Raw genomic sequence first — 18,606 nt, forward strand, 5'->3', positions numbered from 1 at the left:
ATGGTCCCATGACCGTCCCGGCCGACATCCTTCTGGTCATCGCCACGCTGGTGACGGGCCTTGCCCTCGCCTCGATGGTGTCGTCCTGGGCGGATCGGGTCCTCTCGGTGCCCGCCCTGACCAGCCTGCTGATCGGCCTTTGTCTTTTCGCGTTCGTGCATTTCACGCAGGAGGCCGGCCTTGTCTGGCGGGACATTCCGGATGCCTTCATCGCGGTGGCGGCGCGGATCCTGAACTGACCCCTTGCGTGACACGTCAATCGGCGCTACATCGCGCTTTCCTATCGGTGCGGCCGGCCCAAGTGGCATGCCGAGTCGCGCCTGAACCGACCCAGAGTTAGGAGACGGAAATGCCCAAGATGAAGACGAAATCGAGCGCCAAGAAGCGCTTCAAGATGACGGCCTCGGGCCGCGTCAAGGCTGGCCAGGCCGGCAAACGGCACGGGATGATCAAGCGGTCGACGAAGTTCATCCGCGAAGCGCGGGGGACGACGACGCTGTCGAAGCCCGACGAGAAGATCGTCAAATCCTACATGCCCTACGCGCGCTAAGGAGGCCTGAGATATGTCCCGCACCAAAGGTGGAACCGTCACCCATCGCCGTCACAAGAAGATCGTCGACCAGGCAAAAGGCTACTATGGCCGCCGCTCCACGAACTTCAAGACCGCGACCCAGGCCGTCGACAAGGCCAACCAATACGCAACCCGCGACCGCAAGAACCGCAAGCGCCAGTTCCGCGCGCTGTGGATCCAGCGGATCAACGCGGCCGTCCGCTCCCATGACGAGGCGCTGACCTATTCGCGTTTCATCAACGGCCTGTCGCTTGCCGGGATCGAGGTGGACCGCAAGGTTCTGGCCGATCTGGCCGTGCATGAACCAGAGGCTTTCGGGGCCATCGTGGCCCAGGCCAAGGCCGCGCTTTAACCAGCGCCTGCCTTGACAGAGCTTTGGGCCCCGCCGCCGGTATCCGGCTGCGGGGCCTTTTTGGTTCCGGGCACCGGCCCGGCTTGCAATCGGAGGGGGCTGTGATAGCTGACACCCGACTTGAGATGGAGACCTGAGATGGACGGGTTGAACGATCTGCGCGGCGGCTGGCTGGAGCGCATCGCCGAGGCCGCCGACGAGGCCGCGCTGGAAGAACTGCGGGTGGCCGCCCTTGGCAAGAAGGGCGAGATCAGCCTGAAGATGCGCGAACTGGGCCGCATGACGCCGGAAGAGCGGCAGGTCGCGGGCCCGGCCCTGAACGCACTGAAGGACGAGGTGAATTCCGCATTGGCCGCCAAGAAGGCAGCCCTGGGCGATGCGGCGCTGGAGGAGCGGCTGCGCGGCGAATGGCTGGATGTGACCCTGCCCGGCCGGCACCGGCGCGCCGGCACGATCCACCCGGTCAGCCAGGTGATGGAAGAGGTCACCGCGATCTTCGCCGATATGGGCTTCGCCGTGGCCGAAGGCCCGCAGATCGAGACCGACTGGTATAATTTCGACGCGCTCAACATCCCCGGCCACCATCCCGCACGGGCCGAGATGGACACGTTCTACACCCACCGGCGCGAAGGTGATAACCGCCCGCCCCATGTGCTGCGCACCCACACCAGCCCTGTGCAGATCCGCCATATGGAGGCCCACGGCGCCCCCGTCCGCGTGATCGCGCCGGGCCGCGTCTACCGTGCCGATTACGACGCAGACCCATTCGCCGATGTTCCATCAGGTCGAGGGTCTGGCGATCGACCGCGACATCTCCATGGCGAACCTGAAATGGGTGCTGGAGGAGTTCTTCACCGCCTATTTCGGCACATCCGTCAAAACCCGCTTCCGCGCGTCGCATTTCCCCTTCACCGAACCCTCGGCGGAGGTGGATATCCAGTGTTCATGGGAAGGCGGCACCGTGAAGGTGGGCGAAGGCGATGACTGGCTGGAAGTGCTGGGCTCGGGCATGGTGCACCCGCATGTGCTCCGCTCGGCGGGCGTGGACCCGGACGACTGGCAGGGCTTCGCCTTCGGCATGGGCATCGACCGGATCGCGATGCTGAAGTACGGCATCCCGGATTTACGCGCGTTTTTTGATAGCGATCTGCGCTGGCTGCGGCACTATGGGTTCAGCGCACTGGAGGTGCCGAGCGTGCATGGTGGGGTGTGAGGGGTGTCCAGCGCATCGATCCCTGATTGGATAAGCTCAATTGCAGCCGCCGTGGGCGCTCTGGCGGTAGTAGTAGGCCTATTTCGCGCAAGCAAAAAAGTTGACGAAGTGCAGCGAAACACGCGGCTGCTCAAGCGCGCAGAAGTAGCAGAAGAACTCATTGCTTTGGCTCTCAATGTCGACGACGCCATGAAGGATATCCGCAATCCCTTTGACTCTATTCCGAAAGACAAGTTGCACGACAAGAAATATGGCTACCAGCAACGATACGAGCGAGTAGCCAAATACAACGATCTCTTCAAAAGGCTACGTGAAGCTCACATCCGTGAACGGACTATAATTGGAAACGAAGCGGTAAACGAGGCAGTCGAAGCATTATTAAAAGCGCGAAACGAAGTCTTAGTCGCGATTGAAACTCTTGCTGACTACTCGGACGAACCTAGTATCGATGCATCTGTTCGGGAACACCGTCGCGAGTTACGCGGCAAAGTCTACGGTAGTTTTTCTAAGAGTGATGACCTTGGACAAAGGATACTTGCTGCAGTGAAGCTTATCGAAGAAGAGCTCAAGCCGTTTGCGCGTTTGGACGTTGAGAAGTAGGCGTTCCTCTTTAGATTGATGCCCCGCCCGAACAGCGCTGAAAGCGCCGGGCGAGCGCCTGCCCGTCCCGGCGGGCTGGCGCTTTGGTTGCGGACCAGTGCAGACACCACGTTAGATGTGCTTGGCTGGCATAAAGTGCGCTGACCACCCGTTGCAGCGCCACCCCACGGGCAGGCGCGCGCCCGGCTCTCATTTTGCGGGAGGGCAAATGCGCCCGAGGCTCCGCCTGTTCAGGCCTGAAAGGCTCCACCGGAGCCTTTCTTTCTCGGCCCTCACTCCCACGCGCAGACCTCCGCCCGGCCTGTGTTGCGCCTATGGCTGACAGCGGAGGCCCCCCGCACCCCCGGCGCGCGCCCCGCATCTTGACCTCGCCGCCGTCACACACACGTAACGGTCCAGGCCAGCCCGAAGGATCGCGCCCATGAAATCCGCCCTCTCGCTCCAGAACATGGTCCGGATCATGGACCGGACCCTGATGCCCGACGCCACAGATCTGGTGTTGCAGCCGGTCTGCCTGGAGATCGAGGCCGATGTGGGCGTGGCCAACATGGATCAGGACGAAGCGCGCCAGATCATGGCGGAGATCGACGCGAAATCCTCCGCGCTGCTGGCCGTACTGGCGATTATCCTCGCCACCTCGGCCTTCATCTTCTCGCTGGATCAGCGATGGCTCACGCTGCTGCTGATGTTCGCGCAGATCGTCAGCATTTCGGTCTCCATCCTGTTCCTGCTGCGGTGTCTGATCTACGAGCCCTCGCCCCGGCTGCGCCATGTGTTCGAACTGGACCGGGTGGCCGATGCGTTCTACCTCCAGATCGAAGCGATCAAACAGGTGCGCTATTTCAATCGGGTGATCGTGCTCACGGTCGTGACATGTGTGTTGTTCTTCGCCATGTCGATGATCGTGGGTATCGACGCCATGATGTAGGGCGCGCCGCCATTTCGGAGGCCGTCGCCCATGTCCACCCGCGCCCGCGTCGCCCTGCTCGTCATCGCCGTTCTCGTGATCGGCGCGCATGTGGCCATGTGGCGCTCGGACATGCCGCGCGATGTGGCGCTTCGCTTCACGGTGATCAATGCGATTGCCTGGGCGGTGGTTCTGGGTCCGGTTTTCCTTGTCGCGCGCTGGCTGAACGCGGTCGAAAGGCGCAATGCGGAGCGGGAGCGCGGCGAGGACCGGTAGCCTCGCGCGGGCCGGGGCATACGGGCGGACGCGCGCGCCGGGTTTTCATCCCCTTGCGCATGCGCTATCGCTCGGCCCGAGTTTTGACATGAGAGCGGACCGATGAAATTCACCCTGTCCTGGTTGAAGGATCACCTCGAAACCGAGGCGGAACTGGACGAGATCACCGAGACCCTGACCGATCTGGGCCTTGAAGTGGAAGGCGTGGAAGACCGCGCCGGACGGCTCGGGGATTTCACCATCGGCAAGGTCATCAAGGCCGAGCAGCATCCCGATGCCGACCGGCTGCGCGTGTGTCAGGTGGAGACCGACGAGGGCGTGAAACAGATCATCTGCGGCGCGCCCAATGCGCGCGAGGGGATCACCGTGGTCGTGGCCAAGCCGGGCGTCTACGTGCCGGGCATCGACACCACGATCGGCATCGGCAAGATCCGCGGGATCGAAAGCCACGGCATGATGGCCTCGGAACGCGAGATGGAGCTGTCGGAGGAGCATGACGGCATCATCGAACTGCCCTCGGGCGAGGTGGGGCAACGCTTCGTCGACTGGCTGGCGGTGCATGACCCCGCCAAGGTCGACCCGGTGATCGAAATCGCGATCACGCCCAACCGGCAGGATGCGCTGGGCGTGCGCGGCATCGCCCGCGATCTGGCGGCGCGGGGTCTGGGCACGCTTAAGCCGCACGAGATCGCGCCGGTTCCGGGCGCGTTCGACAGCCCGATCAAGGTCGCCATCGACGACGACACGCGCCCCGGCTGCCCGCATTTCGCGGGCCGCGTGATCCGGGGCGTCACCAACGGCCCGTCGCCGCAATGGTTGCAGGACCGGCTGCGCGCGATCGGGCTCAGGCCGATCTCGGCGCTGGTCGATATCACCAATTTCTTCACCTACGACCAGAACCGCCCGCTCCATGTGTTCGACGCGGACAAGGTCGCGGGCAACCTGCGGGTGCATCGCGCCCGGGGCGGCGAGACGATCATGGCGCTCGACGACAAGAGTTACACGTTCCAGCCGGGCCAGATGGTCATCGCCGATGACACCGGCCCCGAAAGCATCGCGGGCGTGATGGGCGGGGCCGCGACCGGCTGCACCGGCGAGACGGTCAATGTGTTCATCGAAAGCGCCTATTGGGACGTGATCGAGATTGCCGAAACGGGCCGGGCGCTCAAGATCAACTCCGACGCGCGTTACCGGTTCGAACGCGGCGTGGACCCGGAGTTCACCCTGCCCGGGCTTGAGGCGGCGACGCGCATGGTGCTCGATCTCTGCGGCGGCACGCCGTCTCATGTGGTGGAGGCGGGCGCGCCCTTGCAGACGGCCCGGAGCTATATGCTGGATACCGCGCGGGTGGTCAGCCTTGTGGGCATGGAGATCCCGAAGGACGATCAGATCCGCTATCTGACGGCGCTCGGCTTCTCCGCAACCGGGGCGGGCGACGTGCTGGAGGTCTGGGTGCCAAGCTGGCGGCGCGACATTCAGGGCGAGGCCGATCTGGTGGAAGAAGTGGCGCGGATGGCGTCGCTCACGCGGCTGGAGCCGAAGCCCCTGCGCCGCCCGAAACCGGGCGTCCCTGCGCCTGTGCTCACGCCCCTCCAGCGCCGCGAGCGCACCGCCCGGCGGACCATGGCCGCGCTCGGCTACAACGAATGCGTCACCTACAGCTTCATCGACCGGGCCAGCGCAGACCTGTTCGGCGGCGGGGACGATGCGACGATGCTGGACAATCCGATCTCCAGCGAGATGAGTCACATGCGCCCGGCCCTGCTGCCGGGCCTGTTGCAGGCCGCCGCCCGCAATCAGGCGCGCGGCATGATGGATCTGGCCCTGTTCGAGCTTGGGGCGGTCTTTCACGGCGGAGAACCGGGCGAGCAGCATCTGCTGGCGACGGGGCTTCTGATCGGCCAGACCGGGCCGCGCGACCCCCATGGTGCGCGCCGCGCGGTCGATGTCTTCGATGTGAAGGCGGATGCGGAGGCCGTCCTGTCGGCCATCGGCGCGCCCGCCAAGGTGCAGATCCTGCGCGGCGCGCCGGACTGGTGGCATCCGGGCCGCCACGGGATGATCTGCCTTGGCCCCAAGAAGGTGCTGGGCGTCTTCGGGGAGCTGCATCCCCGGATTCTGGCCGCGATGGATGTCAGGGGCCCGGCCATGGCCTTCACGATCTGGCCGGCGGAAGTGCCTGTGGCGCGGTCGACCGGGGCCAGCCGTGGGGCCTTGCAGATCAGCGATCTGCAGGCGGTCGAACGTGATTTCGCCTTCGTGGTCGATGCCGGGGTGGAGGCGCTCAGCCTCGTCAACGCCGCCGCCGGTGCGGACAAGGCGTTGATAGAGGATGTCCGCGTCTTTGACGAGTTCATCGGCGGCGCGCTTGGCGAGGGCCGGAAATCCATCGCGTTGAGCGTGCGGCTCCAACCCCGGGACAAGACGCTGACCGAGGAGGAGATCGAGGCCGTGGCGGCCAGAATCGTGGAGAAGGTCGGCAAGGCCACGGGCGGCGTTCTGCGGGGCTGAAACCGCGCGCCTGCGCGCCTGAGGGAGGGGCCCCGCACCATCATGTAAGCAAGGAAAGGCGGACACATGTCGTTGAAAGTCTATTTGTCGGGCGAGATTCATACCGACTGGCGCGAACAGATCGTCGAAGGCGCCAAGGATCTGGACGTGACCTTCGGCGGCCCGGTCACCGATCACGCGGCCAGCGATGATTGCGGTGTCGCCATTCTTGGCGCCGAGTCCGACAAGTTCTGGCATGACCACAAGGGGGCCAAGGTCAACGCCATCCGCACCCGCATGGGGATCGAGCAGGCCGATGTGGTCGTTGTGCGTTTTGGCGAGCAGTACAAGCAATGGAACGCGGCCTTCGATGCGGGCATGGCGGCGGCGCTCGGCAAATCGCTGATCGTGCTCAGCCGGCCCGAACACCAGCATCCGCTGAAGGAAGTGCATGCCGCCGCGCTGGCCGTGGCCGAGGAACCCCGCCAGGTGGTCGAGATCCTGCGCTATGTCCTGACCGGTGAGTTGCCGTCCTGACGTGGGGTTCTGCTTTGCCTGCGTCCGCACAGGCGTAGCATGACGGTCATGGAGTTCGATTACGTCATCGTCGGCGGTGGGTCTGCCGGATGCGTGCTTGCCGCGCGGCTTTCGGAAGATCCGAACGCGACCGTGTGCCTGATCGAAGCGGGCGGCGGCGGACGGGATATCTTCATCCGCGCGCCCGCTCTGGTGGCCGCGATGGTCTCGGGCCGCCCGAAAATCAACAACTGGGCCTTCCATACGGAGCCGCAGCCCGGGCTCAACGGGCGGCGCGGGTTCCAGCCGCGCGGCAAGGCGCTCGGCGGGTCTTCGGCGATCAATGCGATGCTCTATGTGCGGGGCCATAGCGGCGATTACGACGACTGGGCCGATCGGGGGTGTGACGGCTGGGACTGGTCCGGCGTTCTGCCCTATTTCCGCCGGTCCGAGCGGTTCGCGGGCGGCGGCGATGCCCTTCACGGCGGCGACGGGCCCTTGCAGGTCGGCCCGCAAAGCGCGCCGCGCAGGATCACCCGCGCGTTCGTCGAGGCCTGCGAAAGCCTGCAGATCCGCCAGACGGCGGATTTCAACGGCCCGGTACAGGAGGGCGCGGGCCTGTATCACGTCACCCAGTTTCAGGACGGCCCGCAGCGGGGGGAGCGGTGTTCCGCCGCGGCGGCCTATCTCTTTCCTGCCATGGGACGCGGCAATCTGATGGTGCTGACCCGCGCGCTGAGCGAAAAGATCGTTATAGAAGAAGGCCGCGCGACAGCCGTGCGCATACGCCATCGCGGGCGGGCCCGTGTGCTGCGCGCCCGGCGGGAGGTGATCCTCAGCGCCGGCGCCTTCGGCTCGCCGCAATTGCTGATGCTTTCGGGGATCGGCCCCGCGGAGGAACTGGGCGCCCATGGCATCCCGGTGATCCGCGATCTGCCGGAGGTGGGGCGGAACCTGCAGGATCATCTGGACTATGTGCTGTCCTACAAATCCCGCCGGCGGGACGTGGTGGGGCTGAACCCGCGCGGATTGCGCCGGCTGGGCCGGGCCGGGCTGCGCTGGCGCAAGACGGGGCAGGGGCTTTTCGCCTCGCCCATGGCCGAAGGCGGCGCCTTTCTGCGCAGCGCCCCCGGTCTCGACCGGCCGGACCTGCAGATCCACTTCGTGATCGGCATCGTCGACGATCACATGCGCAAGCTGCATTTCGGCGATGGCTATTCCTGCCATATCTGCGTCCTGCGCCCGCATTCCGCCGGTCATGTGGGGCTGCACGGCACGAACCCCTCCGCCGCCCCGCGGATCGACCCCGCCTATCTGAGCGATCCGCGGGATCTGGAGACGCTGAAACAGGGCGCGCGGATCATGGAGCGGATCATGCAGGCCGATGCGCTGACGCCATGGCGCGGCGAACGCCTCTATCCCCATGATGGCAGCGACCGTGCCCTTGAGGAGGATATCCGCAGCCGGGCCGACACGATCTATCACCCCGTGGGCACCTGCAGGATGGGCTCAGATGCCGATGCGGCGGTCGACACGGCCCTGCGGGTGAACGGCGTCGCGGGCTTGCGCGTCGTCGATGCCTCGATCATGCCGAAGCTGATCGGCGGCAACACGAACGCGCCCACCATGATGATCGCCGAAAAGGCCGCCGACCTGATCCAGCCCGGGCAGCGCCCCGCGCCGGTCTAGCAGGGGCGCGTCACCCCGCCGCCATGCCGCCATCCACCGGATACTGCGCACCGGTGATGAAGGCCGACGCGTCGGAGGCTAGAAACAGCAACAGATTGGCCACATCGCCCGCCTCGCCGTAGCGGGCCAGCGGAATGCTGTGTTCCAGTTGTTCCTTCACCTCCGCGCCGTGACCGGGATTGAACCCTTCCTCAAGCGCGCGCATCATGCGGGTGTTGATCGGCGACGGGTGGACCGAGTTGACCCTGACATTCGCCCCCGCCGCCTCGATCGCGGCGGCGCGGGTCAGGCCCACGACCGCATGTTTGGAGGTGATGTAGGGCGCGACATTCGGGCTGCCCTTCAGGCCCGCGATCGACGACATGTTGATGATGCTGCCGCGGCCCTGTTTCATCATCACCGGCAGCACATGTTGCAGGCCCAGGAACGCGCCGCGTACATTCACCGCCATGACCCTGTCGAAATCCGCGATATCCTGTTCGACGAGCGGCGCGACCTTGCCTTCGATCCCGGCATTGTTGAAGAAGATGTCGAGCTCGCCGAAATCCGCGACGGTCCGCTCCACGTAGCGCCGGGTATCCTCGACGGAGGAGACATCGGCCGCGATCGTCAGCAGCGCGTCGCCCGCGTCCAGATCGCGGGCCGCTTGGTCCAGATCGCCCTCCTTCAGATCGACAATGGCGACTTTCGCGCCCCTGATCAGAAACAGGCGGGCGGTCTCCAGGCCGATGCCTGCCGCCCCGCCGGTGATGAGGGCTGTTTTCCCGGTCAGTTCTGTCATGTGATACCTCCGATCCTCGGGTGATGGCGCCATTGCGCACGGGGCCCCCGTGCGCCCGGCGGCCGGGGGTCGGGCGGTATCAAGACATGGGTGCCGCCGCCCCGCTATGCCTCAGGTTAAACCGCGGCCACATCGGATGCAGGCGGGCAGGGGCGGCCCCGGGGGTGCCGCCCTTGCGGAAATGCGCCGCTTCGGTCCTAGTCGCGTGGCGGGGTCACAAGGCCCTTCTGCACCGCCGGGCGCGCCACGAACCGGTCGAGATAGGCCACCACATTGCCGTAGCCGTCCCAGCCCACGGCTTCTTTCACGCCATAGAAATCAAGGCCGCGCAGCCATGGCGCGATGGCGATGTCGGCGATGGAATAGCTGCCGGTGATCCAGCTCTTGCCCTCCAGTTCGCGGTCAAGCACGGCCAGCAGGCGCTTGGCCTCGTTCAGATACCGCTCCCGCGGGCGCGGATCGTCGATCTCGGCGCCCGCGAATTTCGCGAAATAGCCAAGCTGCCCGAACATCGGGCCGATCCCGCCCATCTGGAACATGACCCATTGGATGGCCTTGTATTTCTCCGCCGGGCCGTCGCCGATCAACTGGCCCGTCTTCTCGGCCAGATAGATCAGGATCGCCCCGGATTCGAACAGCCCGATGGGGGCGCCCCCCGGCCCGTTCGGGTCGATCAGGGCGGGGATCTTGTTGTTGGGGTTCAGCGACAGGAACGCCTCGCTTTTCACATCCGCATCGGCCAGCGTGACCCGATGCGCCTCATAGGCGAGCCCCATCTCCTCCAGCGCGATGGAGGCCTTCACCCCGTTTGGCGTGGGAAAGGAATAAAGCTGGATCACGTCCGGGTCGGACGCGGGCCAGCGGGCGGTGATGGGGAATGCGGAAAGATCGGCCATGAATACACCTTCGGTTTCGGGTCAGGGGTGACACATAGGCACCCTTTCCCATTGGGCCAGAGCCGAAAATGTATCACTATGCGCATGCGACTGTGCGCGGAGGCACCATCGGGGCGTGCGCCCGGGCCCCCGGCACAGAGGGATAACAGGACAACACAGGATCGACCCATGCTTAACGAATTCAAGGATTTCATCGCCAAGGGCAATGTCATGGATATGGCCGTCGGCATCATCATCGGCGCGGCGTTCACGGCGATCGTGTCGTCGATGGTGGCCGATCTGATCAACCCGTTCATCGGGCTGTTCACCGGCGGTCTGGACTTCACCAACAATTACCTTGTGCTGGCAGGCGAGGTGCCGGCGGGCGCATCTCTGGAAGCCGCGCGGGAGGCGGGCGCGTCGATCTTCGCATGGGGTGCCTTCGCCATGGCGGTCATCAATTTCCTGATCATCGCCTTCGTGGTGTTCATGCTGGTGCGCTTCGTGAACAAGGTGAAAGCCGCCGCCGAAAAACCCGACGAGGTGGCGCCGGAAGTGGAAACCGGCCCTTCCGAACTGGATATCCTGATCGAGATCCGGGATTCGCTGAAACGCGCCTGAGCCTGGCCCGACGCCGCACAGGCCCGCCCGCTGCGGCGGGTCTTTGCATGTCCGCCGCCGGGTCGGTACAATCGCGCATCCGGTCCAGATAGCGCAAGGAGACTGATCATGGCCGCAACCCCTCCCGTCTGCGATTTCGGCTGGGCGGCACCCGATTTCGATCTGCCCGCGGCCGATGGTCGGCGCTACGGCCTGCGCGATGTGATGGGCCAGAACGGCACGGTCATCGCCTTTATCTGCAACCATTGCCCCTATGTGCTGGCCGTGATCGACCGGCTGGTGCGGGATGCGCGCGATCTGGCCTCCCATGGGGTCGGCTTCGCCGCGATCTGCTCCAATGACCCTGAGCAATACCCGGTGGACGGGTTCGACGGCATGGTCGCAATGGCCAGGGAGCAGGCGTTTTCGTTCCCCTATCTCCATGATGCGGATCAATCCGTCGCCCGCGCCTATGGGGCCGCCTGCACGCCGGATTTCTTCGGCCTGAATGCGGACGGCGCGCTGCAATACCGGGGCAGGCTCGATGCCTCGCGGGCAAAGGCCGGCCCCCCCGATCTGCGCCGCGACCTGTTCGAGGCGATGCGGCAGGTCGCGGAAACCGGCCGCGGCCCGGAAGATCAGATCCCGTCGATGGGATGCTCGATCAAATGGGCCGCCGCCTGACGGCTCAGGCCTTCAGCGCCAGATTGGGCGACAGCACGTCGATGCCGAGCGCCTTGCCCACCGCGTAATTCGTCAGCTTGCCGGCATGCACGTTCAGCCCGTCCAGCAGATGCGGATCGTCGGTGCAGGCCTGCTTCCAGCCCTTGTCGGCCAGAGCAATCAGGAACGGCATCGTCGCGTTGCCAAGCGCCAGGGTCGAGGTGCGCGCAACCGCCCCCGGCATGTTCGCCACGCAGTAATGCATGATCCCGTCGACCTCGTAGATCGGATCCTGATGGGTGGTGGCCTTCGAGGTCTCGAAGCAACCGCCCTGATCGATCGCCACATCCACGATCGCCGCGCCCGGTTTCATGTCGGACAGTTGCGCCCGGCTGACCAGTTTGGGCGCCGCCGCACCGGGCACCAGAACCGCGCCGATCACCATATCGGCCTGCGCGACCAGTTCGGCGGTGTTCCCGGCGCTGGCATAGCGCGTGCCGAACTGCCCCCCGAAGACATCGTCCAGATACCGCATCCGCGGCAGCGACCGGTCCAGCACCGTCACCTTCGCGCCCATGCCCGCGGCCACGCGGGCCGCATGGGTGCCCACGACGCCGCCGCCGATCACCACCACCTCGGCGGGTCCGACACCGGGCACGCCGCCCATCAGCACGCCGCGCCCGCCATTGGCCTTCTGCAGGGTCCATGCGCCCATCTGCGGCGCCAGTTTCCCCGCAACCTCCGACATCGGGGCCAGAAGCGGCAGGCCGCCGTTCCGGTCGGTCACGGTCTCATAGGCAATCGCGGTGCAGCCCGAGGCCAGAAGATCCCTGGTCTGATCCGGGTCCGGTGCCAGATGCAGGTAGGTGAACAGCACCTGCCCCTCGCGCAGCATCCTGCGCTCCCCCGCTTGCGGCTCCTTGACCTTCACGATCATTTCGGCCCGCGCGAAGACATCCGCAGCGCCATCGGCAATCTCCGCCCCGGCCTCGATGTAATCCGCGTCGGAGAAGCCGGCGCCGATGCCCGCCCCCGCCTCGATCAGCACCTTGTGGCCATGGGCGACGGCCTCGCGCGCGGCCACGGGCGTCACGCCCACGCGGAATTCCTGCGGTTTGATCTCTTTCGGGCAGCCGATAATCATCTGGTGTCTCCTCCCATTCCTGGCACAGATGTCGCATGTTTTCTTCGGAAAGGCTTTGAAATCTGGTTGCGGTTTCACGGGCTTGCCGCAAGAATTTCCGACATGTGGGGCAATTTGCGGGAAACGGGTGCGTAATGATCGAAATCGACGAAATGGACCAGCGCATCCTGCGCCTGTTGCAGCGCGACGGGCGGATGACCAATGCCGAGCTTTCGGAACAGGTTCACCTGTCGCCCTCGGCCTGCCACAGGCGGGTGCAGCGGCTGGAACAGGCCGGCGTGATCCGCGATTACGTGGCGCTGGTCGACGCGCGGGCGGTGGGCCGGGTCACGACCGTGTTCGTCGAGATCGGGCTGAGCGGGCAGGCCAATGAACTGCTCGGGGCGTTCGAACGGGCGGTGGCGCAGGTGCCCGATGTGCTGGAATGCCATCTCATGGCCGGAAGCGCCGATTACCTGCTGAAGGTCGTGGCCCGCGACAGCGAGGATTTCGCGCGGATCCACCGGCAGCGTCTGGCAAGCCTGCCGGGCGTCGCGCGAATGCAGTCCAGCTTCGGGCTGAAAACCGTGGTCCAGACCACGGCCCTGCCGGTCTAGCCGGTCAGGTACAGCATCAGATAAAGCGTTCCCATCCCCGCGAGGATCGCGCCGACGGCGCTTTTCATCAGGTATCCCACGGCCAGCGCCATGGCCGCCGCCGCCAGCCGCGCGGGGTCGGGCTGGCCACCGGTGGCGTCGGGCCACAGCACGAGCGGCGTGATCAGCGCCGGCAACACGGACACGGTGGTGTAGCGCAGATGCCTCAGAACCCATGGCGGGCCCTTGCGATTGCCGATCAGGCCCAGAAAGGAAAACCGGATCAGAAAGGTGCCGATGGCCAGAACGACGATGATCAGCCAGATCTCGATATCGGAATAGGTCATCCGCGCCCCGCTATCCGCCGCTCGATCTCCGCGCCCACCATCATCGCGAGCGCGGCGGCCAGAAGCACGCCGAGATTGTAGGGCACCGCCGCGAAAACCAGCGCCATGACCACCGATGTCAGCGCGGCGGCCATATGGGCAAGGGTGCGCAGGGCGGGGCCGACAAGGGCCAGAAACGCGATCGGCACGGCGAAATCCAGCGCGTATTCGGCGGGGATCAGCATGCCCAGAACCGCCCCCAGCCATGTCGCCAGAAGCCAGACCGGCGCCAGCGGGGTGGTCGCCCCGAAATAGAACGCGATTTTCTCCGGCATTGGACGTTCGGGCCGCGCCTCGTATTCCTGAACCGACAGGGCGTAGTTCTGATCGAAATTCACATAGGCGACCAGCGCGCGCTGCCAGATCGGCGCGTCGCCCAGATAGGGGGTGAGCGCGGCGGAATACATCACCATCCGCAGGTTGACCGCCAGCGCCGAGATCAGCACCACCAGCGTCGGCGCGTTCTCTGTCATCAACTGAAGCGCGGTGAACTGCGCCGCACCTGCGATCACCAGCACCGAAAAGCCCATAACCTCCGCAAGGTTCAGGCCCGCCTCGGTCGCGGCCACGCCGAAAACCATTCCGAAGGGCATCACCACGAGCAAAAACGGCAGCCCGGCGCGAAGGCCTTGCCAATAGGCGCTTTTGGTGCTGGCAGCTGGCATGGGGGGCCTCTAGAGTGTGGGTCACCAACCGCCATAACGTCCGCACACCGGAGATGCAATTGAGTGTTCTTGATGAGCCAGATCACGGCTATTTGATCGCCCCCGATCCCGCCCGCGCGGGTCTGTCGCGCTCTGTTGCGGGCCATGACGAGGCGGGCCGCCCGGTCGACACCCGCGTGGTGGAGGAACGCCCGCTCACCATCTATCTGAACGCCCGGGAGATCGTCACGGCGATGACCATCGGCGATTATCCGGAGTATCTGGCGCTCGGCTTTCTGGCCAATCAGGGCATGCTCTCCGCCGGGGAGGAGGTGACCGGCGTCGAGTATGATGCGGAGCTGGAGGTGGTCGTGGTGCGGACCGCCGTCGAGACCGACCACGAGGCCAAGCTGCAGAAGAAAACGCGGACCAGCGGCTGCGCCGTCGGCACGGTTTTCGGCGACATGATGGCCGGGCTGGAGGGGCTGCAACTGCCGGCGGCCGAATTGCGCACAAGCTGGCTCTACGCGCTCAGCCACAAGATCAACCGCACGCCCAGCCTGTATCTGGAGGCCGGGGCGATCCATGGCACGGTTCTGTGCCGGCAGGATCGCCCGCTGGTCTATATGGAGGATGTGGGTCGCCACAATGCCGTCGACAAGATCGCCGGCTGGATGCGGGCCGAAGGCGTCGGCCCGCAGGACAAGATCCTTTACACGACCGGGCGCCTGACCTCGGAAATGGTGATCAAGACCGCGCTGATGGGCATCCCCGTTCTCGCCTCGCGGTCCGGTTTCACGGCCTGGGGCGTGGAGATCGCGAACCAGGTCGGTCTCACCCTTATCGGCCGGCTCAAGGGCAAGCGGTTTACCTGCCTCGCGGGCGAAAACAGGCTGGTGCGGGACGCGGATATGGCGGTGGTTCCCGAAGAGGGCCGGCGCCATCGCCGCAAGGGGGCCTCGGAATGAACCATCTGCCGACACGGGGGCCTCATCCGCCGCGCTGCCGTTCCCATTTTGTGCACCCGGGCCTGCACGCCCCGGCAGGGGGGCAAGCATGACCCCCCCCGGTGTGATCCTCGCGGGCGGTCTGGCCCGGCGCATGGGCGGCGGCGACAAGGGCCGCCTGATGCTGGGCGGGCAAAGCCTTCTGTCGCATGTCATCACCCGCCTCCGCCCACAGGTGAGCACGCTGGCGCTGAACGCGAACGGGGATCCCGCGCGTTTCGCCGATCTGGGTCTGCCGGTTCTGCCCGACGGGGTGGCCGATCATCCCGGCCCTCTGGCGGGGGTGCTTGCCGGTCTCGACTGGGCCGCGGTGCAGGGGGCCAGCCACATCGTCACCGCCGCTGCGGACACGCCGTTCTTTCCGGCTGATCTGGTCAGCCGTCTGACCCGGGCCGCCGAGATGCAGGGCGCGCAGATCGCGCTGGCCGCCACGCCCGGCCCGCACAAGCTGCTGCGCCACCCGACCTTCGGGCTCTGGCCCGTCGCGCTTCGCGACGACCTGAGGGAGGCGCTGGCCGGCGGCCTGCGCAAGGTCGTTCTCTGGACCGACCGGCACGGAGCCGCCAGCGCGATGTTCCCGGCAACCCCGTTCGATCCGTTCTTCAACGTCAACACGCCCGACGACCTCGCCGTCGCCGAAGGAATGCTGCCATGAAACTCTGGGGTGTCACCGGTTGGAAGAACACCGGCAAGACCGGCCTCATGGAACGTCTCGTGGCCGAATTCACCTCCCGGGGCCTGTCGGTGTCCACGCTCAAACATGCTCATCACGCCTTCGACGTCGATCAGCCCGGAAAGGACAGTTTCCGCCACCGTCAGGCCGGCGCGACCGAGGTGCTTCTGGCATCGGGAGCCCGATGGGCGCTGATGGCCGAACTGCGCGGCGCGCCGGAGCCGTCGCTCGATGCGCTGCTGGCCCGCTTGTCGCCCGTCGATCTGGTTCTTGTAGAAGGATACAAGCGCAGCCCCCATCCCAAGATCGAGGCCTATCGCGCCGCCGCCGGCCAGCGGCTGCTTGCGCCGGACGATCCGACCATCCGCGCCGTGGCCAGCGACAGTGCGCATGATCTGGATCGCCCCGTCTTCGATCTGGACGACACTGCCGGCATCGCGGGTTTCATCGCGCGGGAGCTGTCGCTGTGAGCCGGCCATCCGCCGATGCGGGCTTCGATACCGTCATCGTGGTCGACTGGTCCGCCCGGTCGCGGCCGTCGCCCGCGGCCCCCACCGCGGACGCGATCTTCATGGCGGTGTCGCACGGGTCCAACACCGACCCGCGCGTCAGCTATCACCGCACCCGCGATGCCGCGACGCGGGCCCTCGTGGCGCATATCTCGGCCGCACTGGATGCAGGCCACCGCCTGCTTGCGGGGTTCGATTTTCCGTTCGGATATCCACGCGGTTTCGCGCGCGCGCTGACCGGCACCGACGATCCGCTGATCCTCTGGCAGGCGCTGTCGGCGCGGATCGAGGACGCCGCCGACAATGCCAACAACCGCTTTCGCGTCGCCACCGAGCTGAACCGCCTTTTCCCCGGTGTCGGCCCGTTCTGGGGCTGCCCACCATCGCAGGCCAATCCCGATCTGCCGGAACGCGGCAGCCTGCGCCATGGCCACGGCCTGCCCGAGCGGCGGGAGGTCGAGCGCCGCCTGCCGCGGGCGCAGCCCTGCTGGAAGCTCTACACCACCGGCGCGGTCGGGTCTCAGGTCCTGCTCGGCCTGCCGCGTCTGAACCACCTGCGGGAGCGTTTCGGCACGGCGATCTCGGTCAGCCCGTTCCAGCCGCCGGTGACGCCCATCGTGCTGGCGGAGGTCTACCCGTCGCTGCTTCACCGGCTGGTCGCGGCGCGCCGCCGCACGGGCGAGATCCTCGATGCCGCGCAGGTGCGCGTTCTGGCGCAGGCGCTCCATGCCCTTCCGCCCGCCGCGCTCACCGGGATGCTTGCCGAAGGCGACGCGGAGGAGGGCTGGATCCTCGGCCTCGGCCATGACCGTCTTCTGTTGGAGCCCGCATCATGCGCAAGCTGACCCCGCCCCCGCTCAAGGACGATTGCTTCGCCCTGCCACCCGGCGTCGACTGGACCCCGGTGCCCGAGGCGCTGTCCCGGCTCCGGGCGGCGCTGCATCCTGTCGCGCGCCCGCAAACCGTGCCGCTGGCGCAGGCCAAAGGGCGTATTCTCGCCTCGGACCTTTACGCCCATCGGGCCAATCCGCCGCAACCGAACGCGGCGGTCGATGGCTATGGCTTCGCCCATGCCGCAACGGGCGCGGGGCCGCAAACCCTTCCACTCGCCGCGGGCCGCGCCGCGGCAGGGCAGCCCTTCGGCGCTGCACTCCCCCGGGGGCAGGCGCTCCGCATTCTCACCGGCGCGAGTTTGCCCGAGGGTGTCGACGCCGTCGTGCTGGAGGAGGATTGCACCGTCTCCGACACGGCCATCGCCTTCCACGGCCCGATCAAACCGGGCGCGAACACCCGCAAGGCGGGCGAGGATATGGCCGCAGGCGACCTTGTCTTGCCGAAATCCCATCGGCTGCGCCCGCCGGATCTGGCGCTTCTGGCGGCCACCGGCCACGCCGAAATCCCGGTTCATGCGCCGCTCAGGGTCGCGATCCTGTCCACCGGCGACGAGCTTCGGGAGGCCGGCGCGCCGGTTGCCGCGGGGCAGATCTACGATGCCAACCGCCCGATGCTGCGCGCGCTTGTAGAGGCCTGGGGGCACGAGGTCATCGACCTTGGCCGCCAGCCCGATGATCCGGTGCAGATCCGCGCCGCGCTCGACAGGGGCGCGGAGGCCGATGCCATTCTCACCTCCGGCGGCGCATCCGCCGGGGACGAGGATCATATCTCGGCCCTGCTCTCGACCGAGGGGCGGCTGACAAGCTGGCGCATCGCGCTCAAGCCCGGCCGCCCGCTGGCGCTGGCCATGTGGCGGGGCACGCCCGTCTTCGGCCTGCCCGGCAATCCGGTGGCGGCGCTGATCTGCACGCTGATCTTCGCACGTCCGGCACTTGCGCTGATGTCGGGGGCGGGCTGGTCCGAACCCTTGCGCCTGACGGTTCCGGCGGGGTTCTCGAAATCCAAGAAACCGGGCCGTGCCGAATACCTGCGGGCCCGTCTCACCGCGGATGGCGCGGCGGAGGTCTTCAAATCCGAAGGCTCCGGGCGCATCTCCGGCCTTTCATGGGCCGACGGGCTGGTGGAACTGCCGTCCGAAGCGGCCGAGATCACGCCCGGCACCCCGGTCGTCTATCTTCCCTATGCCGGTTTCGGGATCTGATCAGGGGCAGCCCGTCCTTTCGGAGGCCGATGCCGAGAGT

The 18,606-nt window shown here is 66.4% G+C and carries 22 protein-coding genes and 1 pseudogene; 18 read left to right on the top strand and 5 right to left on the bottom strand.

Features of this window, described 5'->3' with window-relative positions:
• Nucleotides 1–8: 8 nt before the first annotated feature.
• The 10 genes and pseudogenes from ACQ651_RS17855 to ACQ651_RS17900 all read left to right on the top strand — a co-directional run bounded on the left by ACQ651_RS17855 (nucleotide 9) and on the right by ACQ651_RS17900 (nucleotide 8,614).
• Nucleotides 9–239, top strand: a complete 231-nt coding sequence (locus ACQ651_RS17855) for a hypothetical protein (RefSeq protein WP_430450025.1) — start codon at nucleotides 9–11, stop codon at nucleotides 237–239.
• Between the two features lie 110 nt (nucleotides 240–349).
• Nucleotides 350–550, top strand: coding sequence for a 50S ribosomal protein L35 (rpmI, locus tag ACQ651_RS17860; RefSeq protein WP_227287015.1), 201 nt, complete (start codon nucleotides 350–352; stop codon nucleotides 548–550).
• Between the two features lie 13 nt (nucleotides 551–563).
• On the top strand, nucleotides 564–923 hold the full coding sequence (gene rplT, locus ACQ651_RS17865) for a 50S ribosomal protein L20 (RefSeq protein WP_121896171.1): 360 nt from the start codon (nucleotides 564–566) through the stop codon (nucleotides 921–923).
• A gap of 138 nt (nucleotides 924–1,061) precedes the next feature.
• Nucleotides 1,062–2,136 (top strand): annotated as a pseudogene (gene pheS / locus ACQ651_RS17870) (phenylalanine--tRNA ligase subunit alpha).
• 3 nt (nucleotides 2,137–2,139) lie between these two features.
• Nucleotides 2,140–2,736, top strand: a complete 597-nt coding sequence (locus tag ACQ651_RS17875; RefSeq protein ID WP_227287016.1) for a hypothetical protein — start codon at nucleotides 2,140–2,142, stop codon at nucleotides 2,734–2,736.
• A gap of 421 nt (nucleotides 2,737–3,157) precedes the next feature.
• Nucleotides 3,158–3,664, top strand: a complete 507-nt coding sequence (locus ACQ651_RS17880) for a hypothetical protein (RefSeq protein WP_227287017.1) — start codon at nucleotides 3,158–3,160, stop codon at nucleotides 3,662–3,664.
• Between the two features lie 30 nt (nucleotides 3,665–3,694).
• Nucleotides 3,695–3,919 carry a phenylalanyl-tRNA synthetase subunit beta gene (locus ACQ651_RS17885; RefSeq protein ID WP_227287018.1) on the top strand — a complete coding sequence of 75 codons (225 nt, stop codon included), beginning with the start codon at nucleotides 3,695–3,697 and terminating at the stop codon, nucleotides 3,917–3,919.
• A 102-nt stretch (nucleotides 3,920–4,021) separates the two neighbouring features.
• Entirely contained in the window at nucleotides 4,022–6,430 is a 2,409-nt protein-coding gene (gene pheT / locus ACQ651_RS17890) for a phenylalanine--tRNA ligase subunit beta (protein ID WP_430450026.1), read from the top strand.
• Nucleotides 6,431–6,496: 66 nt separating this feature from the next.
• The gene (locus ACQ651_RS17895) at nucleotides 6,497–6,946 is read left to right on the top strand and encodes a YtoQ family protein (RefSeq protein ID WP_375550936.1); all 450 of its coding nucleotides are present in this window, start codon (nucleotides 6,497–6,499) and stop codon (nucleotides 6,944–6,946) included.
• A 48-nt stretch (nucleotides 6,947–6,994) separates the two neighbouring features.
• Nucleotides 6,995–8,614, top strand: coding sequence for a GMC family oxidoreductase (locus ACQ651_RS17900; protein ID WP_430450349.1), 1,620 nt, complete (start codon nucleotides 6,995–6,997; stop codon nucleotides 8,612–8,614).
• 10 nt (nucleotides 8,615–8,624) lie between these two features.
• Here ACQ651_RS17900 and ACQ651_RS17905 read toward each other — a convergent pair whose 3' ends face one another.
• Both ACQ651_RS17905 and ACQ651_RS17910 read right to left on the bottom strand, forming a co-directional pair.
• Nucleotides 8,625–9,395 carry an SDR family NAD(P)-dependent oxidoreductase gene (locus ACQ651_RS17905; protein WP_430450027.1) on the bottom strand — a complete coding sequence of 257 codons (771 nt, stop codon included), beginning with the start codon at nucleotides 9,393–9,395 and terminating at the stop codon, nucleotides 8,625–8,627.
• Nucleotides 9,396–9,592: 197 nt separating this feature from the next.
• On the bottom strand, nucleotides 9,593–10,291 hold the full coding sequence (locus ACQ651_RS17910; RefSeq protein WP_430450028.1) for a glutathione S-transferase family protein: 699 nt from the start codon (nucleotides 10,289–10,291) through the stop codon (nucleotides 9,593–9,595).
• 168 nt (nucleotides 10,292–10,459) lie between these two features.
• Here ACQ651_RS17910 and mscL point away from each other — a divergent pair, with 168 nt between their 5' ends.
• Entirely contained in the window at nucleotides 10,460–10,891 is a 432-nt protein-coding gene (gene mscL / locus ACQ651_RS17915; protein ID WP_227287023.1) for a large conductance mechanosensitive channel protein MscL, read from the top strand.
• Between the two features lie 108 nt (nucleotides 10,892–10,999).
• The gene (locus ACQ651_RS17920; protein WP_430450029.1) at nucleotides 11,000–11,554 is read left to right on the top strand and encodes a thioredoxin family protein; all 555 of its coding nucleotides are present in this window, start codon (nucleotides 11,000–11,002) and stop codon (nucleotides 11,552–11,554) included.
• Between the two features lie 4 nt (nucleotides 11,555–11,558).
• Here the strand turns inward: ACQ651_RS17920 and ald are convergent, their stop codons facing one another.
• On the bottom strand, nucleotides 11,559–12,677 hold the full coding sequence (gene ald, locus ACQ651_RS17925; RefSeq protein ID WP_430450030.1) for an alanine dehydrogenase: 1,119 nt from the start codon (nucleotides 12,675–12,677) through the stop codon (nucleotides 11,559–11,561).
• 134 nt (nucleotides 12,678–12,811) lie between these two features.
• On the opposite strand from ald, the gene ACQ651_RS17930 reads away from it, so the two are divergent.
• The gene (locus tag ACQ651_RS17930) at nucleotides 12,812–13,273 is read left to right on the top strand and encodes an Lrp/AsnC family transcriptional regulator (protein WP_227287026.1); all 462 of its coding nucleotides are present in this window, start codon (nucleotides 12,812–12,814) and stop codon (nucleotides 13,271–13,273) included.
• On the opposite strand, the gene ACQ651_RS17935 is transcribed toward ACQ651_RS17930, so the two are convergent.
• Together ACQ651_RS17935 and ACQ651_RS17940 are read right to left on the bottom strand one after the other, a co-directional pair.
• The gene (locus ACQ651_RS17935; protein ID WP_227287027.1) at nucleotides 13,270–13,599 is read right to left on the bottom strand and encodes an AzlD domain-containing protein; all 330 of its coding nucleotides are present in this window, start codon (nucleotides 13,597–13,599) and stop codon (nucleotides 13,270–13,272) included. The genes ACQ651_RS17930 and ACQ651_RS17935 overlap by 4 nt on opposite strands.
• Nucleotides 13,596–14,303 (bottom strand): AzlC family ABC transporter permease, encoded by a 708-nt coding sequence (locus ACQ651_RS17940; RefSeq protein WP_430450031.1) that lies wholly within the window; start codon nucleotides 14,301–14,303, stop codon nucleotides 13,596–13,598. Before ACQ651_RS17940 ends, ACQ651_RS17935 begins: the two co-directional genes overlap by 4 nt.
• Nucleotides 14,304–14,356: 53 nt before the next feature.
• Here ACQ651_RS17940 and ACQ651_RS17945 point away from each other — a divergent pair, with 53 nt between their 5' ends.
• The 5 genes from ACQ651_RS17945 (at nucleotide 14,357) to ACQ651_RS17965 (ending at nucleotide 18,566) form a co-directional block, all read left to right on the top strand.
• Nucleotides 14,357–15,250: a formate dehydrogenase accessory sulfurtransferase FdhD gene (locus ACQ651_RS17945; protein ID WP_375552819.1), complete on the top strand. Its 894-nt coding sequence runs from the start codon at nucleotides 14,357–14,359 to the stop codon at nucleotides 15,248–15,250.
• 88 nt (nucleotides 15,251–15,338) lie between these two features.
• Nucleotides 15,339–15,944 carry a molybdenum cofactor guanylyltransferase MobA gene (gene mobA / locus ACQ651_RS17950; protein WP_430450032.1) on the top strand — a complete coding sequence of 202 codons (606 nt, stop codon included), beginning with the start codon at nucleotides 15,339–15,341 and terminating at the stop codon, nucleotides 15,942–15,944.
• The gene (mobB, locus tag ACQ651_RS17955) at nucleotides 15,941–16,432 is read left to right on the top strand and encodes a molybdopterin-guanine dinucleotide biosynthesis protein B (protein ID WP_375550930.1); all 492 of its coding nucleotides are present in this window, start codon (nucleotides 15,941–15,943) and stop codon (nucleotides 16,430–16,432) included. Before mobA ends, mobB begins: the two co-directional genes overlap by 4 nt.
• A complete protein-coding gene (locus tag ACQ651_RS17960; RefSeq protein WP_353618455.1) occupies nucleotides 16,429–17,316 on the top strand; it encodes a molybdopterin guanine dinucleotide synthesis in 888 nt (295 codons plus the stop codon). The genes mobB and ACQ651_RS17960 overlap by 4 nt, the downstream gene beginning before the upstream one ends.
• Nucleotides 17,304–18,566 carry a molybdopterin-binding protein gene (locus ACQ651_RS17965; RefSeq protein ID WP_430450033.1) on the top strand — a complete coding sequence of 421 codons (1,263 nt, stop codon included), beginning with the start codon at nucleotides 17,304–17,306 and terminating at the stop codon, nucleotides 18,564–18,566. Before ACQ651_RS17960 ends, ACQ651_RS17965 begins: the two co-directional genes overlap by 13 nt.
• Nucleotides 18,567–18,606 lie beyond the last annotated feature (40 nt).

Origin of the sequence: Rhodophyticola sp. (assembly GCF_965284195.1) — a bacterium.
GTDB lineage: Bacteria > Pseudomonadota > Alphaproteobacteria > Rhodobacterales > Rhodobacteraceae > Rhodophyticola.